This window comes from Mycobacterium sp. 852002-51971_SCH5477799-a (assembly GCF_001667145.1).
GTDB lineage: Bacteria > Actinomycetota > Actinomycetes > Mycobacteriales > Mycobacteriaceae > Mycobacterium.
This window is the reverse complement of sequence record NZ_LZIF01000113.1, coordinates 1-26,907: the sequence shown is the minus strand read 5'-3', so window position 1 is coordinate 26,907 and position 26,907 is coordinate 1. Positions and strand designations below refer to the sequence as shown.

Sequence of the window (26,907 nt, the reverse complement as noted above, 5' to 3'; positions counted from 1 at the left end):
TGCCCGCTAGCCGATGCCCTCGGCAAGCGCGCGGGCCTCTCGCTCGGTTTCGACGGCAGGCCCGGAGCCCGGCAACGGCTTACGGGCGACTTCCGGGGTGAACAACAGCGTGATGGCTCCCACCACACCAGCGAAGATCAGCATGTATGCCGGCACCATCACGTTGCCGGTGGCGGATACCAGCGCTTGGGCGATCAGCGGGGTGATGCCGCCGACGAGCGAGATCGAGATGTTGTACGAAATCGCCAGCGCCCCGTAGCGCACGTTGGTGGGAAACAACGCCGGCAACATGGCCGGCCCGGTGCTGTCGAAGCACAGTTCCATCAGGCCGATCAACAGCACGCCGATGAAGATCACCGGATACCAGCCACCGAAGCGGATGAGCAGGAATGCCGGGACCGAGGCCGCGATCAGCAGCCCGCAACCCGTCCACATGATGGGTTTGACGCCGATGCGGTCGGACAAGCCGGCGACGAGCACCACGGTGACCATCAGGATCGCCAGCGTCGACACGATCATGACAAGTCCTGCGGTGTGCCCGACACGGACGAAGAGCCTGAGGTAGGTCGGCAGGTATCCGGTGAGCATGAAGTCGGCGACCTGGGAGGTCAGTACCAGCGCCGCGCAGATCAGCATCGGACGCCACTGGGCCGAGACCGTGCGCAAAATCTGCTGCCCGCCTTGGCCGCCGGTCGCGGGCGTGGCGTCGTTCGCGCTCTGGTAGGCGGAGGACTCCTTGAGCCGAAGCCGCAAGTACAGGGCGACCAGACCGAACGGAAAGCCCAACAACAAAGGGATCCGCCAGCCGTACGTCAGCATGGCGTCATCAGGCAGCCAGGTCTGCAATCCGGTCACCAGCAATCCGGCAAGGACAAATCCGACCAGGTTGCCCATCGGCAAGAACCCGACCATCATGCCGCGTTTGTGGTCCGGGGCCTGCTCGACGAGATAGGTCATCGCGCCGACGTACTCGCCACCGGTGGATAGGCCCTGAAAGATTCGTGCGACGACGAGCAGGATCGGCGCCCAGATGCCGATGGTGCTGTAGGTGGGCAGCAGGCCGGTCATCGTGGTGCTCACCGTCATCATGAGGATGGTGACCACCAGCACTCGGTGCCGTCCGATCCGGTCGCCCAGCGGGCCGAAAATGAATCCGCCGAGCGGGCGCACTACGAACGCCGCCGCCAGCGTGCCGAAGGTCGCGATGAGGTGAACGCCGCTGACGCTCTTGCCGGGGTAAAACACCTGGGCGATCGTGGTGGCGATATAGCCGTAGACCCCGAAGTCGTACCACTCCATGAAGTTGCCGATCGCGGTGCCCATGATGGTTTGGCGCATAGCCGGATCGGCGACCCTGATGTCTTTACGTGCCCATTTCCTCCGGCGGCGGCGTGGAGTACCCATCGAATGATGGCTTACCCGAAACATTCCCGGGACGAACCGGCGGGGTCGGGTGATCACCCGCTTCGACGGGTCACCCGCAGGCCGCCGCGATGATGGGTCGAGCCCGTGGGCGGATGCCGTTGCATCGGGAAAATGCCAGCTAAGCGCGCCTCGGCGGCGACGCCGTCGGCGGCATCACTGGCCAGCCCGAGCCAAGATTGGTTATTCGCGTCACGTCAGCTCTGCCGGGCGTGGCTCATTGGCCTTTCAGGCTCCCGATGCGCAGCGAGAAATCGGCGGGTTTGGCACGCGTCGGCTCCTCGAAGTGTTCGACGTAGCGCTGTGGGTCACGATCCGTGATCGAGAGCCCCTCGGTGGTGGGATGCTCGGCCATGAACTCGCTGTATTGACGCCCGAGGGCTTCGCGAAGCCCGATAGGCGCGTTGCGTCGAAAATCCGACAGCCCCTCTCGTTCCTCCTCACCCATGTGATCGTCGTTGGCCACCCGGGTCCGCCCGACGGCTGCCCACCACTCGTCACTGCCGAGTGCGGCGGCGTCGGCGTCGCGGACGCCGTCGCGGATGTCGTTGTGATCGCCGATCGCGTCGAGGGTCTCGCCTTCGGCGTCGTCACCCCCGCGCTTGAGCAGCTGGGGGTAGAAGATTTTTTCTTCGATGTAGGCGTGCACGTCCAGCTTGTCGGCGAGCGGGCGCCACACTTGTCTGAGGGCGGCCTGGTCGCCGGGGCGGTGGGCCTGCACCTCGTCCAGTCGTGCGAACTGTTCCCGAAACCACTCGTGGTCGGCAAGGATCAGCCTCGTGATGTCTGCCATCGGGGAGTCCCGTCTCTCTTAACGCCGGTCGGCCGGGCTTGCCCGGTTTATCAGCTGAGGTAACAACTCGAAGCGGGTTCCGTCAACCGCGTGCGCCACTGATTTCCGATCCTTGCTCGAATCGTTGTGCACCGCAGACGATTTACCCGCTTGACGCTGGCGTAAGTCGTCTGGTGGCCGTGCGCTGCGCACACTGCCGCCGATGCCGCTTTCGGTGGCGCTGCGGCCCTGAACCGGAACTCGCCGGGAGGGCGCGGTTATCCGGGCGGATACACTGGTGCGTCAGTCAGGCGATCAGCTTTGATCGCACCCGAATCAAATAAGAATCAGTCAGAGGTTGTGCCTTGTCCGAAAAACCCGGCGATGCCGTCAGCTTGCAACCGCATTTCGAGGACGTACAAGCGCACTATGACCTGTCCGACGAGTTCTTCGCGCTCTTTCTAGACCCGACGCGGACCTATAGCTGCGCCTATTTCGAGCGCGACGATATGACCCTGGAAGAGGCGCAGTACGCCAAGGTCGACCTCTCCCTGGGCAAGCTAGGGCTGCAACCGGGCATGACATTGCTCGACATCGGGTGCGGGTGGGGCACCACCATCGTCCGCGGCCTCGAGAACTACGACGTCAACGTGATCGGCCTCACGCTCAGCCGCAATCAGCAAACACACGTGCAGCGCCGTCTTGACAGCCATCCGTCGCAGCGGTCCAAGCGGGTGCTGCTGCAGGGCTGGGAGCAGTTCGACGAGAAGGTCGACCGGATCGTGTCGATCGGCGCCTTCGAGCACTTCGGCCGCGACCGCTACAACGAATTCTTCAAGAAGGCCTATGAGGCGCTACCGGCCGACGGCGTCATGATGCTGCACACCATTATCAAGCCGAGCGACGAGGAGTTCGCCGAGCGCGGGCTGCCCATTACCATGACCAAGCTGCGCTTCATGAAGTTCATCATGGACGAGATCTTCCCGGGTGGAGACCTCCCACAGGCCAAGGGCGTCGTGGAGCACGCGGAACGCGCGGGCTTCGGTGTGAAGTTGATCCAGCCGCTGCGCCTGCACTACGCCCGCACCCTCGACACCTGGTCGGCCGCGCTCGAGGCGCACCGGGACGAGGCCATCGCCATTCAGTCCGAAGAGGTTTACGACCGGTACATGAAGTACCTGACGGGATGCGCCGACCTATTCCGTGAGGGCTATACCGACGTCGCGCAGTTCACCCTGACCAAGGGCTGACGGCAGAAACCCGGCCCATCGGGCTCCCCGGTTGGCCGGAGTGCGGTTTACCGGTCCAATTCTGCGGGTAATTTCACGGCAACGATCTGATTCGGTGCGCGCCGGTGTACTTCGGTGTAACGCCGCTGGAAGGACTGACCGTGAGCGCCAAACACCGCATGCCGGATTCACCGGAACACACGCCGACGACGCCCCACCGTGGTCGTCGGCGCGGGCTGTCCGGCGCCGCCTCGGTATGCGAAATCGTCTCCGCTTCGCTGTTGGGGGCCGCCTGCGTGATGGCGCTGGTGTTCAATGGAGCCCCGCCCGAGAAGCGCGCTGTCGCCGCCGATCTCGAACCGCCGGCCACTTCCCAGCCCGTGAGTCAGGAAGGTACCGTGGTGGCGGTGTCCGCGGACTCGGTGACCATGCGCGGCGCGGACGGGCATGTCCAGACCTATCGGTTCACCCCTGACACCACCGTCGTCACCCGTGGTGCGCGTCAATCCATCACCGCCGCACCGCATTTCACGGTCAATGACAAGGTCGTTGTGGTTGGGACGATCGAGGGTGGAACAGCGCTGGCGACCGCGGTGGCCTACCGGGGCGCAGGGCATGGCGAGGCTCCGCCGATGGATTACGTTGACGGCCAAGCGGTTCCAACCGGCGCCGCCTGAGCTACAACTCGGAAAATCGCGGTCGGCTACGGCCACTCGTGTGGACACTGGCGGATAGGTTATTCGAAAGAGCCGCTGCGGGTTTACTTTCCGGTCCGCTCACGGTGTTTGCAGCCCGGCCAGCAGCAAGGCCGTCGCTTGCCCTCCTCCAACTCCTCTTGGGTCCGACGGATGCGGCGCTCCCGGGTCGCCGGCTGCTTGGCATCCTCGACCCAACAGATGAATTCGTTTCGTGCCAGTGGCGTGATGTCCTTCCAGGCGGCCAGCGCGGTGGCGTTGCCGATGAGCGACTCGCGCAGATCCGCCGGCAACTTGTGCACGACGCCGTCGGGAACCCGCTGGCCGCTCATCGCGCCGCCAGATGCGCGCTGTCGTCGTGTAATTCGTCGCGGCGCAGAGTCATTGGGGTGAGCGCCGGAACGTCGCCGCCCGCGACGACGGCGCGGGTGATCGGGGTGAGCGCCCGGAACAGCGTCTCCACCTCGTCGTCGCTGAGCCCGACGAGTGCGGACAGGGCCAGCGTGTCGGTCATCGACTCGATGTGGTCCTTCAATTGCCGTCCGGCTGCGGTCAGTGTTCCGTCGTCGTCGAGCAACCCTCGCTCGGCGAGCGCGTGTTCGTGTTGACGCCAAGACGTCTCGTCGTAATCGCGGGTGCGGGCGATGTAGTCGCGAGCGACGTTGCCCGCCGCGGCATGTAAGACGTTGGACTCTCGGCCGGAGACGCCGGCCGCGGCCAGCACCGCTACATGCGCGTCTCCGCGTTGTTCGCGCAGCAGCGTGGTGGCGTGCCACAGGGCGGACAGCGGATCGTCTGGCCATGGCAGCGCCACATTCGCGGCGAACAGCGGCCGCGCATCGAGGGGCGCGTCGCGGGCCGCCCGGCCGGCCAGTTCGGCTGCAACGCGGACGTTTTCGTCGTCTGATCCCAGGCCATAGCGGCGTAGCGCCGCCACCGCGGACTCATGCCGAGCCCGCAACGCCTCCTGCGGACCCGCGACCTCCCAGGCCGCCGGCAGCGCCTTGGCGACCCGTTCGGGTGCGAAGTTGTAGAAGACCGCGGTGACCACCTCCCGGGGCACCGCACCCAGCGGCGCCGACCGCGCCGCGAAATAGCCCATCCAGAAGCCTCGGTAACCCAGTGCGTCCAGCGCGGCCCGCGCCTCCGGTGCGAAGTAGGTCACCGCATGCACCGGTTCGTAGCGATCGAAAAGACGTCGGGCCAGCACCGGTTGTCGTCGCATGCTCGCAGTTAACCACCGGCGCTGACCGTGACCAAGTACGGACCTGCTTGGAGGAAAAGCGCTCAGCTTAGGCTCGAGTAGTGACCATCCCCTATGACCAGCCGCTGCGGGAGCGGATTCGAAACCATCTGGCCGACCACCACCGCCGCGTGGTCACCGATCCGACGAAGCGGCACGCGGCCGTCGCGGTGGTGCTGGTCGCTTCGGAGCTGGGGGAGGACCGGGTCGATCCGGTCTCGGTGGACGAGTGGAATGTCGGACGTCCGATCCCCGCAGCCCATTTGGACGGCCGCATGGTCGACGTGTCCGGCGGCGCCGCTTTCTTGCTGTGCCGCAGGGCGTCTCGCCTGAGTTCGCATGCGGCGCAGTGGGCCTTGCCCGGCGGCCGCCTCGATCCGGGCGAGACAGCGGTCGACGCGGCGCTGCGGGAACTGCGTGAGGAGCTCGGCGTCGAGCTGTCCGATTCGACCGTGCTGGGTTTGCTCGACGACTACCCCACCCGATCCGGGTACGTGATCACCCCCGTAGTGCTGTGGGGAGGAGGGCGGCTGGACCTTCACCCCGCTCCCGACGAGGTCGTGGCCGTTTACCGGGTCGGGCTGCACCAACTGCAGCGGGGCGACTCGCCACGGTTCATCACCATCCCGGAGAGCCCGCGCCCGGTCGTGCAGATCCCGCTGGGCAACGACCTCATCCACGCACCGACCGGCGCGGTGCTGCTACAGCTGCGTTGGCTGTGTCTGGAAGGGCGAGCCGATCCGGTCGACCAGTTGGAACAGCCGGTTTTTGCGTGGAAGTAGCTGTCGCACAACGTCTCCCGCTGGGGAAGGCGGTCAGGTTTCATCGCTGAGCTCAGTGTCGACCCTGCGCACCGAACAGCAAGGTGGCCAATTCGACCAGCGATGTGCCCGAGACGTCGAACACGCCCGCGGGTTCGGGGTATGGATCGTGACCGGGCCCGTATTCCTGCGGCCGCGAGACGAACCCCGTGGCCAGGCCGCTACTCCTGGCCGCCTCGAGGTCGGTGGGGTGCGCCGCCACCAGCATCACTTCCCCGGGTTCCAGACCGAGCAGGCGTGCGGGCGTTTGATACGCACGCGCGTCGGGCTTATAGGTTTTGCCGACGTCGGAACCGAGCACCACATCCCACGGCAGGCCGGCGTACTTCGCCATATCGACCAGCAGTCCGGTGTTGCCGTTGGACAGCGGCCCGACGATGACGTGTCGCTTCATGGCGGCGATGCCGTCGACGCTATCCGGCCACGGCGGCAGCCAGCGCCACGCCCGGGCCAGCGCTTCGACCTCGTCGCCGGGCAACGCTTCGGCCGCGACGCCGAACTTCTCGAACGCAGCAAGTAGGTTTTCTCTGTGAAGAACGTCCAGCGACACGAACTCGCGATGACCCGTTAGAACCTCGGACATCGACGGCAGGTACCGGCTGCGCCATTCCAGCGCGAACTCCCCGGGTTCGACGCTGAGGTGGTGGCGCTGCGCGAAATCGCTGACTGAGGCGGCGATCCCGGAACGCCAGTCGACGACCGTTCCGAAGGTATCGAACAAGACGGCACGTATTGCGCGGCCGGTCGAGGGCGATCGGTATTCGGTCATTCCTCAGGCTAACTTCGCGCTCGGCGGCGCATGCACGCCAGATTCTTCACCGCGGCTTGCGAACGTTGGATCTTTTCCATAACTTACCGCCGGACAGCGACCCGGCGCGGTGACCGCCGTGCAACGCCGGCCGACAGGCGACGTTCGACGATGTTCAGCGCGCGTCCGGCCCATCGAATGTTCTCCTCTTCGAACGAGATTCCGCGCATCAACGTCAGGTAGGGGCCGACTCGTTCGGACTCGGCCAGGTACTCGTCCTCGCTGCGCCCGTCCAGCATCCGTGCCCGCATCCGTTCGTAGCGTTGCATTTTGGCGACCGACCATTCCAGCCGTTCACGAATGAATCCACGAACGGCCTCGAGGTCTCCGGCGTCGGAGGCCTGCACCTTGACCAGTAATTCATCGCGGATGACCGACGGCTTCGGCGCCTTGGCCGTGAACTGCCGGATCGCGGCACGCCCTGCCTCGGTCAGCGAGAACACGCGCTTGTTAGGCCGGCGTTCTTGCTGCACGATCCGGGCCTGGATGAGGCCTTGCTCGGCCAGCCGGTCGAGCTCGCGATACAGCTGCTGCGGCGTGGCCGGCCAGAAGTTGGCGACCGAGGCGTCGAAGTCTTTGGCCAGGTCGTATCCGGACGATTCGCCCTCGAGGAGGGCGGCCAACACCGCGTCACGCAGCGACATCGGCCGATACTACAACATGCGATTATTCAATAAAGTGATCAATCCCACTCTGGACATCAGAGTGCGCGCGACCTAGCGTCTAACCCACCTACTCAACTAGTTGACTATGTGAGGACGCGATGCACCCGTTCCGCAAAGCCGTCGAAGACCGCGACGAGGAGGGCATCCAAGCGATGTTGGCCGACGGCGTGGTCTTCACCAGCCCGGTGGCGTTCAAGCCGTATGTCGGCAAGCCGATCACCGCCGCGATCCTGCGCGGTGTGTTGCGAATCTTCGAAGACTTCCGCTACATCCGCGAGATCCACGACCCCGGCGGTCGCGATCACGCCTTCGTGTTCGAGACCGGGATCGCCGGGGCGCCGGGGGTGAAGATCACCGGTTGTGACTTCCTGCACTTCGACGACGACGGTCTCATCGATGACTTCATGGTTATGGTGCGGCCGTTGTCGGGCGCGACGGCACTGTCCGAGGCGATGGGCGCGCAATTCGAGCGCATCCAGCAGGAGGCGCTCGAATTGGCCAATCAATCCGGTACCGCGTAGAAGTAATGACCATGCGGATTGGACTGAGCGTCAACTATGCGGGCGGTTTCAAGGACGTGGCCGCCGAAGTCGCCGACCTGGAAAGCGCCGGATTGGACATTGTCTTTGTCCCCGAGGCGTATTCGTTCGACGCGGTGAGCGCGCTGGGCTACCTGGCCGCGAGCACCGAACGGGTCGGGCTGGCCTCGGGCATTCTGCAGCTCTACACCCGCACCCCCACCCTGACCGCGATGACCGCCGCCGGCCTGGACTACGTCTCCGACGGCCGGTTCACCCTAGGCTTGGGCGCTTCCGGCCCACAGGTCATCGAGGGCTTTCACGGTGTTCCGTACGACGCCCCGATCGGGCGGACCCGCGAGGTCATCGACATCTGCCGCCAGGTGTGGCGGCGCGAGACCGTGCAACACCAGGGCAAGCACTACACGATTCCGCTGCCTGCCGACCAGGGAACCGGGCTCGGCAAGCCGCTCAAGCTGATCAATCAGCCTGTCCGCGAGCGCATTCCGATACTGGTTGCCGCGCTGGGACCCAAGAACGTCGAACTGGCGGCCGAGATCGCCGAGGGTTGGCAACCCATCTTCTACCTGCCCGAGAAGGCGCACGAGGTGTGGGGGGATGCCCTGGCCGCCGGCCGGGCCAAACGCGATCCCGACCTGGGTGACCTCGACATCTACGCCGGACCCGTCCTGGCCATCGGCGAAAACGTCGAGCCGCTAAGGGAATTCGTCAAGCCGCACCTGGCGCTCTACATCGGCGGAATGGGCGCCAAGGGTAAGAACTTCTACCACGCCCTGGCCACCAAATACGGCTACGGTCCCCAGGCCGACCGGATTCAAGAGCTCTACCTGGCCGGTGACAAAGACGGCGCCGCCAAGGTCGTGCCCGATGATCTGGTGCGAGACGTCAACCTGATCGGTACCCGCGAGTTCGTCAGGGAACGATTGGCGGCGTTCCGTGAGGCAGGCGTGACCACCCTCAACGTGGCGCCCATCGCATCCACGACGGGTGAGCGGGTCAAGCTGATCGAGACGCTGCGCGAACTCGTTTGATCGGGAAGACACCAATTCAGTGTTGCCGGTGACCATCCCGCCGTAGCCGCACGGCTCTGCTGACCGCCACCGCCGAGGCAAGCACCGCCATCACGGAAAGGATCACCACTGAAGTCGCGGACCCGACGGTCGCCAGGACCAGCGGAAGCGCGAAGCCGACGTAGGTGGCGACATAGAACACCCCGGTCAGGGCGCCGCGCAGGTGTGGCGGGGCGGCGGCCTCCAGGTCGATCAATCCTTCACGCAGGCACAGACCGGAGGCGCAGCCCAGGACAAGCAAGAGCGGGAAGCCCAACGCCGGGCTCAGGGCGGGCGGCGCCAGCGCGGCCAGCGCGTAGCCGAGCGCGGCCAGGGCCGCGCCCGCGGTCCCGGCCCGCGGACCCCAACTGAACACGCGGGCAAGTACCTGAACCACGCCGCTGACACCGTTGACGATCAGGGTGGCCGTGCCCGCTGCCATCGCAGCCGCGAGTGCGGTGTGTAGCCGGGTGGGGATGGTGACGAATCCCAATGTCGCCGAGGCGTATACCCACGGTGCAAGTGGCATGGCCCAGCTCAAGGCCCGGCTGAATGCCGGCGCCGCCACTGCGGCCGGTGCGTCCTGTCCCGAGTCGTAGTCCGCAGCATGCCCGGTCACTTCGGTGCGTCGGGCCGCGCCGACGACGGCGAACGTCGCGAGCACGACAATGGCGGCGGCGACACCGAAGGAGACCCGGATACCGGATCCTCCGGCCAGCACGATGAACCCCCCGGCGAATGGGCCAAGGGCGAAACCGGCCGTCAGCACCGCTCCGGCGGTCGCGGCACCCGCGGGGCCTCTCAAATCTGATGCCCACGCGGTGCCCGAGCTGATGGCAAGGCCCACGCCGATCCCGACGATGAGCCGACCCAGCAACAAAGCCCCCGTATGCTGGGACGCCAGCATCACCGCCGTCCCGGCCAGCGCGGCGGCCGAACCCGTCAGCGCCACCGACCGACGCCCGAGCGCGTCCGACACGCGTCCGCCGACGAGTAACCCGGGCAGCAGCCCGACCGCGTAGATGCCGAAGATCCCGTCGAGCGTGGCAGTGCTGAGGTGTTCGCTGTCACTGATCACCGGCATCAACCCGACGAAGTGATTGGCGACCCATCCCGTGGCCAGCAGCAGCGCCAAGACGCTGACAAACAGCGCCTGGGTTCCCGCCGGCTCGCGCCGCGACCACTTCGTGTCATCGTCGTCGGTGCGCACATTCGATGAGGTCACGGAGATCCTCCCCTCCCAAATCCACGGTGCGCGTGTCCGACCGACGATGGTAGAACGCGATGCCACCCGGACGGTTATTCCCGCCCGGGGGAATCGCGCCGCCGCGTCGGTGTCACCTCACCGGTTCGGTGCCCACCTGCAAACACCGCGATCACCGGCTAGAAGCACCCTCCGTGGTTTGAAATCAGGCGATTTGGTGAACTGATACCACTACTCGCACCCAGGAAGGCAAATGATGAAGTACATTGCGGCAGCCACGATCGCGATCTCCGTCTTGCTGTCCAGCGCGTGTTCGGCCTCACAGGTCCTCAACACCGGCGGCGACACCAAGTGCAAAGATTTCACCACGCAAGACGAGAAGAAGCAGAACGACGAAGTCAGCAAGATGCTCAAGGACAAGAACGGATCCGACCCGAGCAATGTGGAGATCTCCGCAACGCGGCTCTCGGCGATGACGTACTGCCAGACACTCGGCAAGCCTGACACCAAGATCTCCGAGGCGCCGCACGGCTGACGCGGCTGCGCGCAGCCGGTCTCGAAAGGGACCGGTTGCACGCAATCACGAAGTGCTTGGCGGGATTTCGGGACCACCGGCGTGATGGTGGCCACTGCGAGCGTGAATCGGCAGCTGGCCCGAGGTCAGTGGGCCGGCTTTCGAATCATGGTCACGTGAAACCTTCCGGACCCGGCAGGAGCTTCCTAGGCTGCGCGGGTGACGTCGACCAACCCTGCGCCGGCACGTGTGTCCCTGCGTGGTGTCACCCGCACATTCGGCACGCATACCGTGCTACGCGATGTCGGCATCGAAATCGAGCCGGGCGAGGTCGTCGCGCTGCTGGGGTCGTCGGGTAGCGGCAAGTCGACGCTGCTTCGCCTGATCGCCGGTCTGGACCGCCCCACCGGCGGCCGCGTCGAGATCGACGGTGAGGCCGTCCGGGGGATCGACCCGCGCTGCGCCGTGGTGTTTCAGGAACCTCGCCTGCTGCCCTGGCGGTCGTTGTCGGCCAACGTCGAATTCGGCCTGACCCCGGGCACCGGACGGACGAAAGGCTCGGCGGCAGTGCGGCATTGGCTGAACGTCGTCGGATTGACCAACTTCGGCGATCACTACCCGCGGCAGGTGTCCGGTGGTATGGCGCAACGCGCGGGTCTGGCCCGTGCCCTGGCCCGGCGCCCCAGCGTTCTGCTGCTCGACGAGCCGCTGGCCGCCCTCGACGCGCTGACCCGGCTGCAGATGCAGGGCTGCTCGACGCGGTGCAGCAAGAGGCGGGCACCACCGCCGTATTGGTCACGCACGACGTGGACGCCTGGCTTTTCGTGGTCGCTGCCGAGCTGATCGCCTCCTCGAAGGGGCTTGGCTTCCTGCTCCTCGACAGTCAGAACACCGGTCGCACCGACGTGATGCTGGTGGCCATCGTGCTGTTGGCCGGTTTGGGCAAGCTCAGCGACGGGGCCCTGGGCGCCGTGGAGAACCGGATCGGACGTCGGCGCGGGTAGGCCGCGTCAGCAGGCAAGCGGCGGTGAGCAATTGCCACGCGATGATCGAGTACACGCTTCCGCGCTCCCATGCGCCGTCGGGCAGCAGGACCGTCTTCGCCGTCGCCGAATTGGCCATCAGCATAGCGATCGAGGAAAAGCCCAGGGCCGCAAGCACTTTGGAAGCTAAGCGATAACAACGCCACTCGGCGAGTTCCCCGATCGCGTCGGGCCCGGTCAAGATCGCGGCGTTGCCTCCGACGATCGCCAGGACGGCGCCGTCGACGTGCACCGTGCCGCTGTGCACTGTTCCGATCACGACGTTGCCGACCGCATTCCCGGCGACGGCACCCAAAAACACCCTGGCCCTTCGGTTGTCGGGCAGACCCACGATCAGTGACGCCCCGAGCAGGAACAGAATGCCCTGCAAATAGAACGCCGCATGGATCAAACACCCCCGCGGTGAGTGGACCGTCCGGCCGCGAACCAGCCTGCCGCTGGGCAGGCCGATATCGCTGATGTAGTCGCGGGCATAGCTGTAGGCGGGCTCGAAGCCCGCCGCGGCGACCGCCTCGAGGACCAGGTAACCAACGGCCGCCACGGCCCACAGGGCCGCTCCGCGCCTGCCGGCCAAGTTAGGTCGCTCCTTTCTGGCGGGGCCGGACGAAGTACCGCCCGTGCCCCCGTCTTGCCGCCATGCTTTCACGTGGGGCAGGGTTGCCCGCACAATAACGCGATGCGTGCAGTGCGGGAGACCTTGAGAATCGCGGCCCATCCGTCGCGCGTCGCTGCGGGTGTCCGTCGATGTCTGTCGACTGTCGCGCTGTTGGTCGCGCTCGTGGCATGCGGCGGACCGGCGCACAACCGGGGCACACCGGCGGCGGGCGGCGAGTTCGCGGGCCCGATCGACATCGGCAGCGGCCGGCACCTGTACCTCGAGTGCCACGGAAAGGGCAGTCCCACAATAATTTTGGAGTCCGGATATCACAACTCTTCGGATCCGTGGGGTCAGTCCGACGCCGCTGCGCCGGCGACGGGTCCGGCGGTGCTGCCGTCCCTCGCCGCGGACCATCGCGTCTGCGCCTACGACCGGCCCGGCACCCTGCGCTATCCCGATCCGCCCAGCATCACCGACCGCAGTTCGCCGGTGGCCATGCCACGCAGCGCTCAAGACGTCGTTCAGGATCTGCATGCGCTACTCGCCGCCGCCCGTCTTCCGGGCCCGTACGTCCTGGTCGGGCACTCGCTGGGCGGGCTGTTCATTCGGCTGTACGCCCAGACCTATCCCGACCAGGTGCGGGCCCTGGCGTTCGTCGACGCCTTTCCGGTCGAGATACCGGACCTGATGGGACCGGACTGGCCGACCTATCGCCAGGCGTTGGACCGGCCGTTGCCCCAGTTCGCGAATGTGCCGTCGTTTGAGGAGATCGACATCGACAAGAGCGTCGCCCAGGTCGGCGCTGCCCCTGCCTTCCCGCCCGTCCCCACAGTTGTGCTGACCAGGACCGAACCGTTTGCGGTTCCGGGCACCGTCACGCCCGAGCAGAGCGGGAAACTGGAGCAGGCGTGGCGAGAGGCCTCGGCGGATCTGATTGCGCTGCGGCCGCAGACGCCGCACATGATCGCGACCGGCAGCGACCACTTCATCCAGATCCACCAGCCCGACTTGGTGGTGGCCGGTGTACGTCTGGTGATGCAAAGGTCGGAACCGACGCGGTGATCCGACGAGCCGTGGGCACGCTCCGGTTCAGAAAAACGTTCCGGCGTGCGGTGCTTCGGGCACCGCGAACAGTTCGTCGGCCACGTCCAGTGCCACCGGATCGTCAGCACGGGCCAGCCCGGCCGCGGCAAGGCTGCGCCAGCTCGTCCCGCCGAGCAGCGCGGCACCAAGCCCCTCGATGCCGACGCGGACGTCGGCGCGGCGGGTTGTCGATTCGGCGCCGGCGCCGGCGATCGTGAAGCTCGCCGAATTCCCCGACAGCAGAGGGTCACTCACCGCAATTGTGACGGTCCCGCCGCCACGGTAGGACCGCGCGGTCAGGGCACGCTGGGCGTCGATGACACGCAGCCAGGTTTCGTCGTACACCGCGGTGACCTTCGCCGCCCGGCGATCGACAAACAGCCAGGGTAGCGCGTCGTCGATGGGCAGCATCCAAAACAGCACTCGGTCAACAAGATCCAGGCTGAGCAGAAAACGCAGCAACCCGAAATAGGCGTCGGCGGTCGGTGCGAAGAAATCCTCGACCACGACGGAGCGCTGGTCGCTGACGAACCAATTCTCTATGCCGATCGGCCGGTAGCGGGCGAAACCCGTCTCGGTGCCCGGTTCGCCATGCGCGGCTACATACCAAGGCCCCGACGAGGATTCGGCGCGGCGGCGCGCGCTCTCCCACCACGACCCGGGGCGGTCGATGGTTCCGGGACGGGACGGGCGATTGGCGTTATAGACACGGGGCAAAACGTCCCAGACTTCGGCCGCGCCGAGTAATCGCACCGGTCCGCCCGAGCCCACCTCGGGGCGAAACGCCGCCCGCGCGGTCGTAACCTCCACGCTCTGGAAGCAACTCGCCACCCCGTAGCCGTACCGCTCATAGATGGTGGCCTCCGACGCCCGCAGCGACGCGACGACCTCACCACGCGCCGCGACGTCGCGGAGCTGGTGATGGATCAATTCGGTGGCGACGCCCCGTCGGGTGAACGATGGCAACACTCCGATGTGGGTCACGGCGGCGTGGCCCACGGTGGCTCCGCCGGGAAGTGTAAGGGCGCTCGTCACGGCATCCGCGGTGCCGACGAGTTGTCCGTCGATGAATGCGCCGACGGTGCGGCCGGGCTCGAACAGCTTGGTGATCTGGCCGGGTGGGAGGTTCTGCACGGGCGGCAGGCCCACCATCGCGGTGCGGAACAGTTGAGCTGCGGCGACAAGGTCGTCGTCGGTGTCCAGGGCCCGGATCTCGGTGGTCATTCGGCCATCATGTCGTGCCCTGCGCGTGGGGTCACCCGAATTGCGCGCCCGCTAACGGATCGGCAGCCCGGTCACCGCCCGCGAAATCACCAACCGCTGGATCTCGCTGGTGCCCTCGAAGATGGTGAAGATCTTCGCGTCGCGGTGCATGCGCTCCACGGGGTAATCGCGGGTGTAGCCGTTGCCGCCGAGGATCTGGATGGCCTCGTCGGTGACGTAGACCGCGGCCTCGCTCGCGACGAGCTTGGCCATCGAGCCCTCCGCCGAGTCGAAGTTCTGGTTGTTGCGCGCCATCCAGCCGGCTCGCCACACCAGCAGGCGGGCCGCGTCGACGCGGCTCTTCATGTCCGCCAGCTTGAACGCCACCGCTTGAAATTCACCGATCTTGCGGCCGAATTGCTCACGCTGGCAGGCATAGTCGAGCGCGTACTCATAGGCGGCCCGCGCCACGCCGACGGCCATCGCCCCGACCGTGGGCCGGGTGCGCTCGAACGTCTTCATGGCCGCTTGGCCACCCGTGGAGGCACCCGACTTGACCCGGGCGATCCGCGCCTCGAACTTCTCCCGGCCGCCGAGGATGGCGTCCTCGGGCAGGCGGACGTTGTCGAGCACCACCTCGGCGGTGTGCGACGCCCGGATGCCGTGCTTTTTGAACTTCTGGCCCTGCGCAAGACCTTTGGTGTCCGGCCCGATGACGAAGCTGGCCTGCCCGCGGGTGCCGAGTTCGGGATGGACCGAGGCCACCACGATGTGCACGTTGGCGATGCCGCCGTTGGTGGCCCAGGTCTTGGTGCCGTTGAGCACCCACTCATTGGTCGCCTCGTCGAAGCGAGCCCGGGTGCGGATGCCGCCGACGTCAGAACCCGCATCGGGCTCCGACGAGCAGAAGGCGCCGAGCTTGGGCTCGTCGGACGTGCCGAACATTTCGGGCAGCCAACGCCCCAGTTGTTCGGGAGTTCCGTTGCCCGCCAAGGCCGCCGCGGCCAGACCGGTGCCCATGATGGACAGCGCGATGCCGGCGTCACCCCAGAACATCTCCTCGAACGCGGTCAGCATGCCGAGGCCGGTGGGCTCGGCCGCCTGCTGCGCGAAGAAGTCGGGGGAATACAGGCCGACCTTTGCGGCTTCCTGGATCACCGGCCACGGAGTTTCCTCCCGTTCGTCCCATTCGGCCGCGGCCGGACGGATGATGTCGGCCGCGAACTTGTGCACCCAATCGCGCACCTCGATCACGTCGTCGCTGAGTTGCAGTGAAAATGTCACGGTTGTGCTCCTGAAATAGGTTGTCTATCAACGGTTTCTGTATTGGTTGAGGACGCTGACCGTTTGCTTGACCCACGCCTCGAAGTACCGTTCTTCGTCGGTGTTGCCGGGCAGGCGACCGGTCAGCGCCTGCAGAGTCGCGGCATAGGACAGCGACCCGATCGCGACGGCCGCGGCCGCCTCGGGATCGGGAATGCTGGTGCGGCCCGACCGGTTCGACGCCGAGAGTTCGTCGGCGAAGCGTTGGTAGGCGTTATCGGTGATCACCTGCCACGTCTTTTCGTCGAGATCACCGAGCTCGTCCGGTTCACGCAGCATGACCTTGAGCAGATCCTCGCTCTGTTTGAGATTGCTCCAGATCAGTTGGCCGGCGATGCGTACCGCCCGCTCAACACTGCCCGGTTGCCCAGCGTCGTATTCCTCTCGCGCGGCAACAATGCTGTCGATCCGGTGCGCCACCGCCGCTTCGAGCAGCTCGCGCTTGGAGCCGAAGTGCTTGTAGAGCGCGCCCGAGCCGGGCGCCAGGCCCGATTCCCGCTGGATGTCGGCCACCGACGTCGCCGCGTAGCCCTTGGCGGCAAAGAGCCGCAGCGCTGCCGACAGCAGCCGATCACGTCCCGACGCGAGCATGGTGAGAGAGTACTCACTCACCCTGGTAGGACCAAATCGGTCCGGCTGCGGCACGTGACGGAGGAGGCGGCGACGCGGCTAGCGTTAAATTCTTACGAAACGCCACCGCGTTTGATCGCGCCGGACCGGTACTGCTGTGAGGGTTGTACTCAGGCTGGTCGACAAAGGATCAGCACCCACTGAAGGAGCCCGACATTCGCGTCCTACCGCGCGTACAGCTGCCCATGCGGGTGCTGTCGCTGCGCACCATCGTCATCGTCGCCGCCATCTCGGTGATGACCCTGGTTGTCCTGCTCGGTACCTGGGTATGGGTGGGCGTGACCAACGATCAGTACAGCCAGCTCGACCGGCGGCTCGATTCGGTCAGCAGCCTGGGCGATATCAGCAGCCTGCTCAACAACGCCGAGCACACCAGCCCGGACCGCCCCGCGCCGGACGGCAACCTGGTGCGCACCGCTCGCATCGGCGGGGTGACCGTGTCGGTGCCCAACAGCATCGTGTTGCCGAGGCTTCCCGACGGCTACGCCAGCACCACCATCAACGGCGTGCAGTACCGCGTTCGCACCTTCACGGCGGGCCCCGCCTCCATCGCGCTGGCCGCGCCGCTGGCCGAAGCTCAGCATCGGATCAACGAATTGCACCTGCGGGTGCTGCTGATCTGCGCCAGCGTGATCGGCGGCACCGTCGTCGTGGGCTGGGTGATCTCGTTGATCATGGTCAATCCGTTCCTACTGCTGGCCCAACAGGCCCGGGCGATCAACGCCCAGTCGAGCCCCGACGAGGTACAGGTTCGCGGCGTGCGCGAGGCCGTGGAGATCGCGGAAGCGGTCGAGGGAATGCTGGCCCGCATCGGCAAGGAGCAGCAGCGCACCAAGGCCGCGCTCGAGTCGGCGCGCGACTTCGCCGCGGTCGCCTCGCACGAGCTGCGCACGCCGCTGACGGCGATGCGCACCAACCTGGAGGTGCTGTCCACCCTGGACCTGCCGCTCGATCAGCGTCACGAGGTCATCGGCGACGTCATTCGCACCCAGAGCCGCATCGAGGCGACACTGACGGCGCTCGAGCGGCTGGCCCAGGGCGAGCTGACGACCGTCGACGATTTCGTCCCGTTCGACATCACCGAGTTATTGGACCGAGCCGCGCACGACGCGCTGCGGATCTACCCGGATGTGGACGTGTCGCTGGTGCCCTCGCCGACCGTGCTGATGATCGGACTGCCCACCGGGCTGCGGCTGGTGATCGACAACGCGATCGCCAACGCCGTCAAGCACGGCAACGCCCGCAAAATCCTGCTGGCCGTTGGCAGCTCCAGCGAGGGCGTAGAGATCACAATCGACGACGATGGCACCGGGGTCCCGGAATCCGAACGCGCCACCGTCTTCGAACGTTTCACCCGAGGCTCGACGGCTTCACGGTCGGGTTCGGGGCTGGGCTTGGCGCTGGTCGCCCAACAGGCCGAATTGCATGGCGGCACAGCGGCATTGCATACCAGTCCGCTCGGTGGCATCCGGTTGCTGTTGCGGCTGGCCGGCGATGGGCGTGGCCCGGCGTAGCGGCGGGCCGCTTTGTTATGTCGCGTTGAGGAGGTCAAGGTCCAGGCCTTGTCTTAGTAGAGCGATCTATATAATCTGTGAGGGTCCGCGCTCAATATCCGCATCGCCTCCGACCGGGCGATGTTCGGTGCGCCCTTGGTGGGCTTGGGGTTTCATCACGGTGACGGCGGAATTTCTCGGCTTGTCGATGCCTGCGGTCCGGCGGTGGCTCTGGATCTGGAGCTCAGTGGTGAACCGATCGACGCACAACGTGCGCTGCAGGTAAATCTCGTCACCCGCGTCGTCCCGCACGACGATTTGATGAGTGCCGCCTATGCCCTTGCCGGTCGCATTGCCGGGCACGAACAATCCGCAGTTCGATCGGCCAAAGAGACGGTGCTGGACGTCCTCGGGCGTCCACTGGACGATCAACTCGAGCGTGAGGCGCTGAGCGCCTACTCCATGGATCACCAACGTGCCCAGCGAATCTTGGACCGCCTCCCGCTGGGCTCCGCGGCCGGCGGTACGGCCAACGCGCGGTCCTTATGACCACGCCCACCCGTGATCGCTTCTTGACCGCCGCGATCGGCCTGTTTCGCCGCCAGGGGTATTCGGGCACCGGCCTCAAGCAGATCGTCGCCGAGAGCCGGGCCCCCCTGGGTTCGCTGTATCACTTCTTCCCCGGCGGCAAGCAAGACCTGGCCGTGCAGGCGATCTCCCAGACCGCCGCGCGTTACCAACAACTGCTTGACAGGGTGTTCTCCGAGTCCGTCGACGTCGGTCAGGCCGCTGTCACATGGTTCGACTGGGCTGCGCGTGCCCTGGAAGACACCGACTTCGCTGACGGGTGCCCGATCGGCACCGTGGCTTGTGAGATCGCCAGCAGCAACGAAGCCTTGCGCGAAGCGAGCCAGGCCGTCTTCGACTCCTGGCAAGCACGGGTGGCCGCCGAGCTGATCGGCGCCGGCGTCTCGGCCGCCCAATCCCGCCGACTGGCGACGTTCGCGGTAGCCAGCCTGGAGGGAGCGATCATGCTCGCGCGGGTGCAACGGTGCACCCGTCCGCTTCAAGACACGGGCCGTGTGGTCGCCGAAACCCTGTGTGCGGCAACGAAATCCACTGATAGCCAAGCGATCTCATGAACCGCCCGGCGTTGACGGACCTATGCTTACGGCGGCGAGCCGATGACACCGTCTATCGCTTCGTTCCGGCCGGGCCGGCCTACGGCTACCCCGCCTATCGGCGCAGCGATGACATCGCGCTGTGGTGTCGTCGTCTGCCCGATTTCGGGTGGGCGATCTGTACCGAAGCCGACTATGTGCTCGCGCGACCGTTTTCTGACCCCGGGTGGGGTGAGCTGCCTCCGGAGGGCATGTGGGTCAGCGCCAAGGGCGACCGGGCTTACGTTTACGACCTGATCGTCTCGGGGGACGACACCGGCGCACGTCGCGCGCGCTTTGGCGAAAGCTGATGCCATGCTCGGCCACCTAGGGATCAACGTCCCCGATTTGTCAGCCGCAAAACGGTATTACGACGCGCTGATGCCCCTTGTCGACTTCGAGCCGTTCTTTCATACCGACGACGAGTTTTCCTATCGGCCCGCCGAAAACAAGCCGGGCACCTACTTGTTCTTCTATCCGGCGGTTGAGCCGCATGAGTACGCGTCGCAGCAAGCAGGGCTGCAGCATCTGGCATTCATCGTGCGGCGGAGGTCGTCGGTGCGTGCGGTTCACGATCAAGTCGTCCGGGCCGGAGGCACCGTCATCCACCCGCCGCGCCATTTCCCGCAATATCCCGGCCATTATTACGCCACCTTTTGGTACGACCCGTTCGGCATCAAACTCGAGGCCGTGTGCCATCACGACCGGGACTAGATAATCGGCCTTAATGGAATGCGCACCAGGTAACCAAGGTGTTTTTGTGACAGCCGAGTCCTGAGAGGCGGCTGAGGTTATCGCCGACTCCCTTTGGTAATCCAGTACTTTCACGCTTGGACCGGCGTTATTTAACCAAATTCCGGGGCTCAGGGCCGTCCCGACCGGAGTGAATAACACGATCGGCAAAATCCCACTACACTATGGCCCCAAGCACCTGGATTCGGATTGAGCGTTCGGAGGGAAATGATGGGTCCTATCACGTCGGTGCAGTCAGAGGCGGTGCTGGCGTCGGCCGGCGCCGAGTCGGCGATCAGCGCGGAGACTGAGGCGGCGGCTTCTGCGGCCGCGCCCGTTCTGCTTGGTGTGCTGCCGATGGGCGGCGATCCGGATTCGGCCATGTTCGCTGCGGCGCTCAACGCCTGCGGCGGTAGCTACCTGGGCGTAGTGTCTGAGCACGCAACCCAGCGTGGCCTGTTCGCCGGCGCGCAGAGCATCGCTTCGAACACCTACGTCGTCACGGAGCTCATGCGCAGCTTGACGATGGCTATCGGGGCTTAGATCCCAGCGACGTAGCAAAGGGGGGAAGTACGCATGGCCGATCCGGGATGGGCTGCGCGTACGCCTGAGGAAAACGACATGCTGCTCAAGGCGGGGGCCGGCGTCATCACTCACCTGGCGAACCAGGCCGCCTGGACCGCCTTGGCGGCCACCCATCACGGCTCCAGCATTGCGTCAACGATCAACACCGTCGCAACGTCGGCGAGTTGGACGGGCTCGGGTTCGTTGGCCTCGGCGGCAAACGCGACCGCGCTGAACGCGTCGCTGCACGGGCTCGCCGGCTGGGTCGACGTCAAGCCGGCGGTGGTGTCGACTGCGGTCTCGGCGTATCAGATGGCCTACGGCTCGATGCGCCCCGCTCCCGAATGCATCGGCAACCGCACCGAGACCGCCGCTGACTACGGCATCAACCCGTTGGTCCTCGGCGCATTGACCCCGCGCATCACGTCGCTGGAGCTCGAGTACTTCGGGTCGATGTGGCCGAACAACTCCGCGGTCGGGGCCAGCTACGGAACGATCCTGACGGCCTTGTCCCAAAGTCTCACCATCCCTCCGCCGATCGCATCCATGGGTGCGTCGCCGGCCGCACCCGCGCAGGCGGCAGCGGCGGTGGGCGAATCGGCGGCGGAGCAAGGGGCCGGCGACGGCATGCGCGCCGCGATGCAGGGCGCACAGACGGGGGTGCAGGGCACCGGTCAGGCCGCCTCGGGCGGGCAGGACTTCATGAATCAGGCGAGCACCCTGATGCAGCCGGCGCAGCAGTTGATGGGAGCGATCCCGCAGGTGATGCAGGCGCCGATGCAGATGATGCAGGCTCCGATGCAGATGATGCAGCCGCTGATGGGCATGTTCGCCAATCCCGGAGCCATGGGCATGGGCGGAGCGACACCGGCCGTCTCGGCAGTGTCGGCCACGACCGGACTCTCCGCGGCGGAGGTCGGGGCCGGTGGCGGCGCGTCGCTGGGTGGCGCGGGCATGCCCGCGACCAGTTTCACCCGTCCGGTCAGCGCCTTCGAGCCGGCCACCAGTGGCCGGCCGGTAGGGCTGCGGCCGGCCGGGGCATTGGGTGCCGAGGCCATGCGGCCGCAGACCACGACGATGGGTGGCGCCCCGATGGGCGGTATGCCCGTCGGTCACGGGGCGGGAGGCGAGCGCGGCTCCCGTGACAAAGCCGACCAGCCCGCGACCGTACGGGTTGTCGACGCCCGAGTGTGAACCCAGGCGAAAGGTGAATCGACAGGTCCAATCAGCCGCCATACACTTCGCTTCATGCCCACACGGGGGGCGGCCCACCGGAGAAGGAGAATTCCGTGACAATCAAAGTAACACCGCAAATGCTTCGCGATGCTTCCAACGCCATTCAGGCGAACATGGAGCACGCGATCGGGATTGGCCAGGGATACGTCGCGAATCAGGAAAACGTGATGAACCCGTCCACCTGGTCTGGTTCGGCGGTGACGGCGTCGCACGCGACGGCCATCGAAGTTCAAAACGACTTAAATAAGGTCCTGACCGGCGGCACCCGTCTGGCGGAAGGGCTCACGAAGGCGGCGGCCTTGATGGAAGGCCACGAGGCGGATTCCTCGCACGCTTTCAGCGCGCTATTCGGCGGCCACGGCTCCTAAGCACCCACTAAATTCTCAATTCCATTAATGGTCTTTTGAAAGGAACTTCACAATGTCCGACCCGATCACCTATAACCCCGGAGCCGTCGCGGACTTCGCCACCGACGTCGCTTCCCGCGCCGGGCAGTTGCAGTCGATTTTTGACGACACCTCCAACCGCACCCACGCCCTGCAGGAATTTTTTGCCGGCCACGGCGCATCGGGTTTCTTCGAGGCCCAAGCGCAGATGCTGTCCGGCCTGCAGGGTCTCATCGACACCATTCGCCAGCACGGCGTGACTACATCCCACGTGCTGGACAATGCGCTCAGCACCGACCAGCACATCGCCGGCCTGTTCTGAGTTCGCGCGACCAAGCGAAGGTGGGGCAGATGCGCCGGGCGTGTGTGCCCCACCTTCGGTCTACCGTCCACCGGTCGGCGGACTCGCTTGGTGAGGGCGAGGCGACATGCTGACAACGACGGTCGACGGCCTATGGGTGTTGCAGGCGGTCACCGGGGTGGAGCAAACCTGCCCTGAATTGGGGCTGCGGCCGATGCTGCCGCGCCTGGACACCCCGGAGCGCGCGAAGAATCACCCCGCGGCCGCCGAGTTGCTGGCCGCGGGCGCGCTCGATGAGGCCGGCAACGTCGACCCGATGATCCGTGAGTGGCTGACGGTGCTGCTTCGACGCGATCTCGGGCTGCTGGTGATGATCGGGGTCCCGGGCCGCGAGCCGACGCGTGCATCCATTTGCCGCTTCGCGACGTGGTGGGTGGTCTTGGAACGCCACGGCGACGTGGTGCGGTTGTATCCCGCGGGCACGGCCGGCAATGAAGCGTCGGCCAGCGACCTGCTGGTCGGTCAGATCGAGAGGCTGTGCGGCGTGGCCGAAGCGGCACCGCTGAAGCCGGTCACGCTGGACACCGAGCAGTTACTGAACTCGGTGCGCGACACCGCAAGCCTGCGAAAATTCCTGCTCGAACAGCGCCTCGACGCCGATCAGCTGCAGATGGTCCTGACGGCCGCCGATCCCGCGCGGTCCGCGCACGCGAACATCGTCGGGCTGCAGGCCGGCGTCGGGCCGGACGAGTTGGCACGAATAGCCGTCGGCGACTCGACGGTGTCCATCGTCGACACCCCCGCGGGGCGGATCTGCATCGAAAGCGTCACCTCGGGGCAGCGTCAGTACCAGATTCTCTCGCCCGGCTCGCGCACGGACATCGGCGGAGCGATTCAACGGCTCATCCGCCGATTGCCCGCCGGCGACGAGTGGCACTCGTATCGGCGAGTTGTGTGACGCTGCGCTTTGCTACGAGAAGCAAAACGTAAGGGGCGCGGCGGAAGCGAACTGACGAAAGTCACTGCGATAACCAAAGTCTTGGAATAGCAACGTCTGTCGCATTGGACAGCTTCTGAACGGGGTAAACGCGGTATCGGCAACCGTGTTAGCATCGCGTCGTGACGAGCCCTTGGAATGACCCGAATATGTCGGACGAAGGAGCGCTCAGACGGGGGGATCCGTCAGGGGCCAGCAACTTCCCGGATTCGGTATCCGACACAATGCGTATTACCGATCTGGCCGCGCCGCGGAAAATTCCACCAGGTTCGGGCTGGCGGAAATTCATTTACTCCATATCTTTTCATAAAATAAATCCCGGTGAGTCCCCGCGCGAACGGCACTACCGCGATTTGCAGAATCGCATCCGGCGGCATATTCGACGGCAATACGTCATCACGGTCGTCTCCGGCAAGGGTGGCGTGGGCGTCACGACGCTCGCCGCCTGCCTCGGGGGTGTGTTCCGGGAGTGCCGCCCGCAGAACGTGATTGCGATCGACGCGGTCCCGGGTTTCGGGACACTGGCCGACCGCATCGACGAGTCCCCGCCCGGCGATTACACCGCGATCATCAACGACACCGATGTCCAGGGATACGCGGATATTCGAGAACATCTGGGACAGAACGTCATTGGTCTTGACGTCCTGGCTGGAAACCGGACTTCCGACCAGCCCAGGCCGTTGGTGCCCGCGATGTTCTCCGGCGTGCTTTCGCGCCTGCGGCGCACGCATACGGTGATGATCGTCGACACCTCACCAGACCTCGAACACGAGGTGATGAAGCCGGTATTGGAAAATACAGACACCCTCGTGTTCGTCTCCGGCATCACCGCGGACAGGTCACGCCCGGTGCTGCGCGCGGTGGATTACCTGCGTTCGCAGGGTTACCACGAGTTGGTGTCGCGCAGCACCGTGATTGTGAACCACACCGACCAGATCACCGATAAGGACGCGCTGGCTTACTTGACCGAGCGGTTCACCAAGGTCGGGGCGACCGTCGAAGTGCTGCCGTTTGATCCCCACCTCGCTAAAGGCGGCATCATCGACACGGTTCACGAACTGGAAAAGAAGTCGCGACTGCGCCTCTTCGAAATCACCGCCGGGCTGGCGGACAAATACATTCCTGACGCCGAGCGGTCGGTGCCGTGACAGCGCCGCATAAGGTCGCTTTCCCGGCGCGTTGTGCGGTCAACATTTCTTACGAGAAGCATCTGTGCTCGCAGGTATTTCCGGCCGGAATCCCGATGGAGGGATTCTTCGAGGGAATGGTCGAGCTGTTCGATGCCGACCTGAAGCGCAAAGGCTTCGACGGCATCGCATTGCCCGCGGGCAGCTACGAGCTCCACAAGATCAACGGCGTCCGGCTCGATATAAATAAAAGCCTGGATGAACTGGGTGTCCAGGATGGCGACACCCTGGTGCTGGTGCCGCGGGTCGACGGTGAGTCGTTCGAACCGCAATACGAGTCGCTGTCAACGGGGTTGGCGGCGATGGGCAAATGGCTGGGCCGCGACGGTGGCGATCGGATGTTCGCGCCGGTGACGCCGCTGACGGCCGCGCACACCGCGGTCGCCGTCATCGCGATGGCCGTCGGGGTCGCCGTGGCCCTGACGTTGCGGGCACGGACGTTCACCGACGGCCCCATCCCGGCCGCGGTGTGCGCGGCGGTCGGCGCCTTGCTGGTGGTTGCCACGTTGGTGGTGCGAAGGGGGTGGCGGGGACGACGGGACCTGTTCAGTGGTTTCGCGTGGCTGGCGGTCTTGTCACTTGCTGCCGCCGGCGCGTGCGCGCCCCCGGGTGTGCTCGGCGCCGCCCATGGGCTGATCGGCGCCGTCGTGGTGATCCTGGGCGCCGTCGCCATCGGGGTGACCGCCCGAAACCGTTGGCAGACAGCGGTGGTCACCGCAGTGGTGACAGTCTGCGGAATCCTGGCTGCCGTCGCTGCCGTCCGGATGTTCCGGCCGGCTTCGGCTCAGGTGCTGGCGGTCTGCGTGTTGGTCGGATTGCTGGTCCTGGTCCGGATGGCTCCACTGATCGCACTGTGGGTGGCGCGGGTCAGACCGCCGCATTTCGGATCGATCACCGGCCGGGACCTGTTCGCGCGGCGCGAGGGGATGCCCGTCGATACGGTGGCTCCGGTCAGTGAGGACGAATCCGAAGATGAAGACAACGAACTGACCGACATCACCGCGCGCGGCGCCGCGATCGCCGCCTCGGCGCGGTTGGTCAATGCCGTCCAGGTGGGCCTGTGTGCAGGGGTGTCGATTGTGTTGCCCGTCGCGGTGTGGGGCGTGTTGGCGCCGGGACGCCAGTGGGCGTGGTTGGCGCTGGTGGTCGCCGGGCTGGTGGTGGGCATCTTCGTCACCCAGGGGCGCGGATTCGCCGCCAAATATCAGGCCGTCGCGCTCGTGTGCGGGGCATCAGCCGCGGTGTGCGCGGGTGTGGTCAAGTACGCCGTCGCCGCGCCGAAAGACGCCGTGACCGGGCTGATGTGGCCGGTGGTGATTGTGACGATCTTCGCCGGGTTGGGTTTGGCCGCAGCACTTTTGGTGCCGGCCATGCGGTTTCGGCCATTCATCCGGTTGACGGTGGAATGGGTGGAAGTGCTCGCATTCATTGTCTTGCTACCAGCAGCGGCGGCCTTGGGAGGGCTCTTCACGTGGATTCGCCACTGAAAAGGGCCGCCGCGGTCGCCGGCGCCGTCGCCCTGGTCGCGATGTCAGCCAATATCCCTGCCGCATTTGCCATTACACCACCCTCGGTGGACCCGGGGATGGTTCCGCCGGACGGGCCACCGAAACCCGACCAGCCGATGCGCCGCGCCAACAGCTGCTCGACCCCCATCACCGTGCGAAACCCCGACGTGGCGCAGATGGCCCCGGGCTTCAACTTGCTGAACATCACGAAGGCGTGGCAATACAGCACCGGCAACGGTGTGTCCGTGGCGGTCATCGACACGGGGGTGTCGCCGAACCCGCGGCTACCGGTGGTTCCCGGTGGCGATTACATCATGGGCGAGGACGGCTTGTCGGACTGCGACGCCCACGGCACGATTGTCAGCTCGATCATCGGCGCTGCGCCGCAAGGGATTTTGCCGATGCCGCGGCCGATGCCCGCCACTCCGGCATTCCCTCCGCCGGCCGGTCCGCCGCCGGCCGCGGGCGCACCGCCCCCACCGGTCGAGGTACCGCCCCCGGT

The 26,907-nt window shown here is 65.9% G+C and carries 30 protein-coding genes and 2 pseudogenes; 21 read left to right on the top strand and 11 right to left on the bottom strand.

Annotated features, from left to right (window positions below; translation table 11 throughout):
• Positions 1–6: 6 nt before the first annotated feature.
• Entirely contained in the window at positions 7–1,338 is a 1,332-nt protein-coding gene (locus A5753_RS18070; RefSeq protein WP_067131082.1) for an MFS transporter, read from the bottom strand.
• Positions 1,339–1,639: 301 nt separating this feature from the next.
• Positions 1,640–2,215, bottom strand: a complete 576-nt coding sequence (locus tag A5753_RS18065) for a hemerythrin domain-containing protein (protein WP_067131079.1) — start codon at positions 2,213–2,215, stop codon at positions 1,640–1,642.
• A gap of 344 nt (positions 2,216–2,559) precedes the next feature.
• On the opposite strand from A5753_RS18065, the gene A5753_RS18060 reads away from it, so the two are divergent.
• Entirely contained in the window at positions 2,560–3,444 is an 885-nt protein-coding gene (locus A5753_RS18060) for a cyclopropane mycolic acid synthase family methyltransferase (RefSeq protein ID WP_067131076.1), read from the top strand.
• Between the two features lie 140 nt (positions 3,445–3,584).
• Positions 3,585–4,100, top strand: a complete 516-nt coding sequence (locus tag A5753_RS18055) for a hypothetical protein (protein WP_067131359.1) — start codon at positions 3,585–3,587, stop codon at positions 4,098–4,100.
• A gap of 83 nt (positions 4,101–4,183) precedes the next feature.
• On the opposite strand, the gene A5753_RS18050 is transcribed toward A5753_RS18055, so the two are convergent.
• Positions 4,184–4,450, bottom strand: a complete 267-nt coding sequence (locus A5753_RS18050) for a YdeI/OmpD-associated family protein (RefSeq protein ID WP_067131073.1) — start codon at positions 4,448–4,450, stop codon at positions 4,184–4,186.
• Complete coding sequence (locus A5753_RS18045; protein WP_067131070.1) at positions 4,447–5,343, bottom strand: hypothetical protein; 897 nt, start codon at positions 5,341–5,343, stop codon at positions 4,447–4,449. The genes A5753_RS18050 and A5753_RS18045 overlap by 4 nt, the downstream gene beginning before the upstream one ends.
• 80 nt (positions 5,344–5,423) lie before the next feature.
• Here A5753_RS18045 and A5753_RS18040 point away from each other — a divergent pair, with 80 nt between their 5' ends.
• Positions 5,424–6,143, top strand: a complete 720-nt coding sequence (locus A5753_RS18040) for a CoA pyrophosphatase (protein ID WP_067131068.1) — start codon at positions 5,424–5,426, stop codon at positions 6,141–6,143.
• 52 nt (positions 6,144–6,195) lie between these two features.
• Here A5753_RS18040 and A5753_RS18035 read toward each other — a convergent pair whose 3' ends face one another.
• Together A5753_RS18035 and A5753_RS18030 are read right to left on the bottom strand one after the other, a co-directional pair.
• On the bottom strand, positions 6,196–6,951 hold the full coding sequence (locus tag A5753_RS18035) for a haloacid dehalogenase type II (protein ID WP_067131065.1): 756 nt from the start codon (positions 6,949–6,951) through the stop codon (positions 6,196–6,198).
• A gap of 83 nt (positions 6,952–7,034) precedes the next feature.
• Positions 7,035–7,634, bottom strand: a complete 600-nt coding sequence (locus A5753_RS18030; RefSeq protein ID WP_067131062.1) for a PadR family transcriptional regulator — start codon at positions 7,632–7,634, stop codon at positions 7,035–7,037.
• A 119-nt stretch (positions 7,635–7,753) separates the two neighbouring features.
• Here A5753_RS18030 and A5753_RS18025 point away from each other — a divergent pair, with 119 nt between their 5' ends.
• Entirely contained in the window at positions 7,754–8,176 is a 423-nt protein-coding gene (locus A5753_RS18025) for a nuclear transport factor 2 family protein (protein WP_067131059.1), read from the top strand.
• A gap of 11 nt (positions 8,177–8,187) precedes the next feature.
• Complete coding sequence (locus tag A5753_RS18020) at positions 8,188–9,225, top strand: LLM class F420-dependent oxidoreductase (protein ID WP_067131356.1); 1,038 nt, start codon at positions 8,188–8,190, stop codon at positions 9,223–9,225.
• A 16-nt stretch (positions 9,226–9,241) separates the two neighbouring features.
• Here the strand turns inward: A5753_RS18020 and A5753_RS18015 are convergent, their stop codons facing one another.
• Positions 9,242–10,468, bottom strand: a complete 1,227-nt coding sequence (locus A5753_RS18015; RefSeq protein ID WP_067131057.1) for an MFS transporter — start codon at positions 10,466–10,468, stop codon at positions 9,242–9,244.
• A gap of 232 nt (positions 10,469–10,700) precedes the next feature.
• On the opposite strand from A5753_RS18015, the gene A5753_RS18010 reads away from it, so the two are divergent.
• Entirely contained in the window at positions 10,701–10,982 is a 282-nt protein-coding gene (locus A5753_RS18010) for a hypothetical protein (protein WP_067131054.1), read from the top strand.
• 228 nt (positions 10,983–11,210) lie between these two features.
• Positions 11,211–11,965 (top strand): annotated as a pseudogene (locus A5753_RS18005) (ATP-binding cassette domain-containing protein).
• Here the strand turns inward: A5753_RS18005 and A5753_RS24605 are convergent.
• Positions 11,910–12,578, bottom strand: coding sequence for a DUF998 domain-containing protein (locus A5753_RS24605; RefSeq protein ID WP_067131052.1), 669 nt, complete (start codon positions 12,576–12,578; stop codon positions 11,910–11,912). The pseudogene A5753_RS18005 and the gene A5753_RS24605 sit on opposite strands and share 56 nt — an antisense overlap.
• Before the next feature lie 102 nt (positions 12,579–12,680).
• On the opposite strand from A5753_RS24605, the gene A5753_RS17995 reads away from it, so the two are divergent.
• Positions 12,681–13,664: an alpha/beta fold hydrolase gene (locus A5753_RS17995; RefSeq protein WP_082971366.1), complete on the top strand. Its 984-nt coding sequence runs from the start codon at positions 12,681–12,683 to the stop codon at positions 13,662–13,664.
• A gap of 27 nt (positions 13,665–13,691) precedes the next feature.
• Here A5753_RS17995 and A5753_RS17990 read toward each other — a convergent pair whose 3' ends face one another.
• From A5753_RS17990 to A5753_RS17980, 3 genes are read right to left on the bottom strand one after another with little or no spacing between them, the layout of a single operon-like run.
• Positions 13,692–14,909 (bottom strand): GNAT family N-acetyltransferase, encoded by a 1,218-nt coding sequence (locus A5753_RS17990; RefSeq protein ID WP_067131047.1) that lies wholly within the window; start codon positions 14,907–14,909, stop codon positions 13,692–13,694.
• A gap of 51 nt (positions 14,910–14,960) precedes the next feature.
• Positions 14,961–16,172 carry an acyl-CoA dehydrogenase family protein gene (locus A5753_RS17985; RefSeq protein WP_067131044.1) on the bottom strand — a complete coding sequence of 404 codons (1,212 nt, stop codon included), beginning with the start codon at positions 16,170–16,172 and terminating at the stop codon, positions 14,961–14,963.
• Between the two features lie 27 nt (positions 16,173–16,199).
• Positions 16,200–16,802, bottom strand: coding sequence for a TetR/AcrR family transcriptional regulator (locus A5753_RS17980; RefSeq protein ID WP_067131041.1), 603 nt, complete (start codon positions 16,800–16,802; stop codon positions 16,200–16,202).
• Between the two features lie 224 nt (positions 16,803–17,026).
• On the opposite strand from A5753_RS17980, the gene A5753_RS17975 reads away from it, so the two are divergent.
• The 13 genes and pseudogenes from A5753_RS17975 to A5753_RS17915 form a co-directional block, all read left to right on the top strand.
• On the top strand, positions 17,027–18,355 hold the full coding sequence (locus A5753_RS17975; protein ID WP_067131038.1) for a HAMP domain-containing sensor histidine kinase: 1,329 nt from the start codon (positions 17,027–17,029) through the stop codon (positions 18,353–18,355).
• Between the two features lie 96 nt (positions 18,356–18,451).
• The gene (locus A5753_RS17970; RefSeq protein ID WP_369829336.1) at positions 18,452–18,883 is read left to right on the top strand and encodes an enoyl-CoA hydratase/isomerase family protein; all 432 of its coding nucleotides are present in this window, start codon (positions 18,452–18,454) and stop codon (positions 18,881–18,883) included.
• Positions 18,880–19,476 (top strand): TetR/AcrR family transcriptional regulator, encoded by a 597-nt coding sequence (locus A5753_RS17965; RefSeq protein WP_067131035.1) that lies wholly within the window; start codon positions 18,880–18,882, stop codon positions 19,474–19,476. The genes A5753_RS17970 and A5753_RS17965 overlap by 4 nt, the downstream gene beginning before the upstream one ends.
• Positions 19,473–19,805 carry a hypothetical protein gene (locus A5753_RS17960; RefSeq protein WP_067131032.1) on the top strand — a complete coding sequence of 111 codons (333 nt, stop codon included), beginning with the start codon at positions 19,473–19,475 and terminating at the stop codon, positions 19,803–19,805. Before A5753_RS17965 ends, A5753_RS17960 begins: the two co-directional genes overlap by 4 nt.
• A gap of 4 nt (positions 19,806–19,809) precedes the next feature.
• Positions 19,810–20,208, top strand: a complete 399-nt coding sequence (locus tag A5753_RS17955; protein WP_067131029.1) for a VOC family protein — start codon at positions 19,810–19,812, stop codon at positions 20,206–20,208.
• A 249-nt stretch (positions 20,209–20,457) separates the two neighbouring features.
• Positions 20,458–20,769 (top strand): PE domain-containing protein, encoded by a 312-nt coding sequence (locus tag A5753_RS17950; RefSeq protein WP_067131352.1) that lies wholly within the window; start codon positions 20,458–20,460, stop codon positions 20,767–20,769.
• 33 nt (positions 20,770–20,802) lie between these two features.
• A complete protein-coding gene (locus A5753_RS17945) occupies positions 20,803–21,984 on the top strand; it encodes a PPE family protein (protein WP_067131026.1) in 1,182 nt (393 codons plus the stop codon).
• Between the two features lie 95 nt (positions 21,985–22,079).
• A complete protein-coding gene (locus A5753_RS17940) occupies positions 22,080–22,394 on the top strand; it encodes a WXG100 family type VII secretion target (protein WP_040630553.1) in 315 nt (104 codons plus the stop codon).
• 52 nt (positions 22,395–22,446) lie between these two features.
• Positions 22,447–22,734: a WXG100 family type VII secretion target gene (locus tag A5753_RS17935; RefSeq protein WP_007771836.1), complete on the top strand. Its 288-nt coding sequence runs from the start codon at positions 22,447–22,449 to the stop codon at positions 22,732–22,734.
• 106 nt (positions 22,735–22,840) lie between these two features.
• Positions 22,841–23,671 (top strand): ESX secretion-associated protein EspG, encoded by an 831-nt coding sequence (locus tag A5753_RS17930; RefSeq protein ID WP_067131023.1) that lies wholly within the window; start codon positions 22,841–22,843, stop codon positions 23,669–23,671.
• Between the two features lie 161 nt (positions 23,672–23,832).
• Positions 23,833–24,858, top strand: a complete 1,026-nt coding sequence (locus tag A5753_RS17925) for a MinD/ParA family protein (protein WP_156656155.1) — start codon at positions 23,833–23,835, stop codon at positions 24,856–24,858.
• The gene (gene eccD / locus A5753_RS17920; RefSeq protein WP_082971365.1) at positions 24,855–26,384 is read left to right on the top strand and encodes a type VII secretion integral membrane protein EccD; all 1,530 of its coding nucleotides are present in this window, start codon (positions 24,855–24,857) and stop codon (positions 26,382–26,384) included. Before A5753_RS17925 ends, eccD begins: the two co-directional genes overlap by 4 nt.
• 41 nt (positions 26,385–26,425) lie before the next feature.
• A pseudogene (locus A5753_RS17915) lies at positions 26,426–26,907 on the top strand (type VII secretion-associated serine protease); the annotation flags it as partial.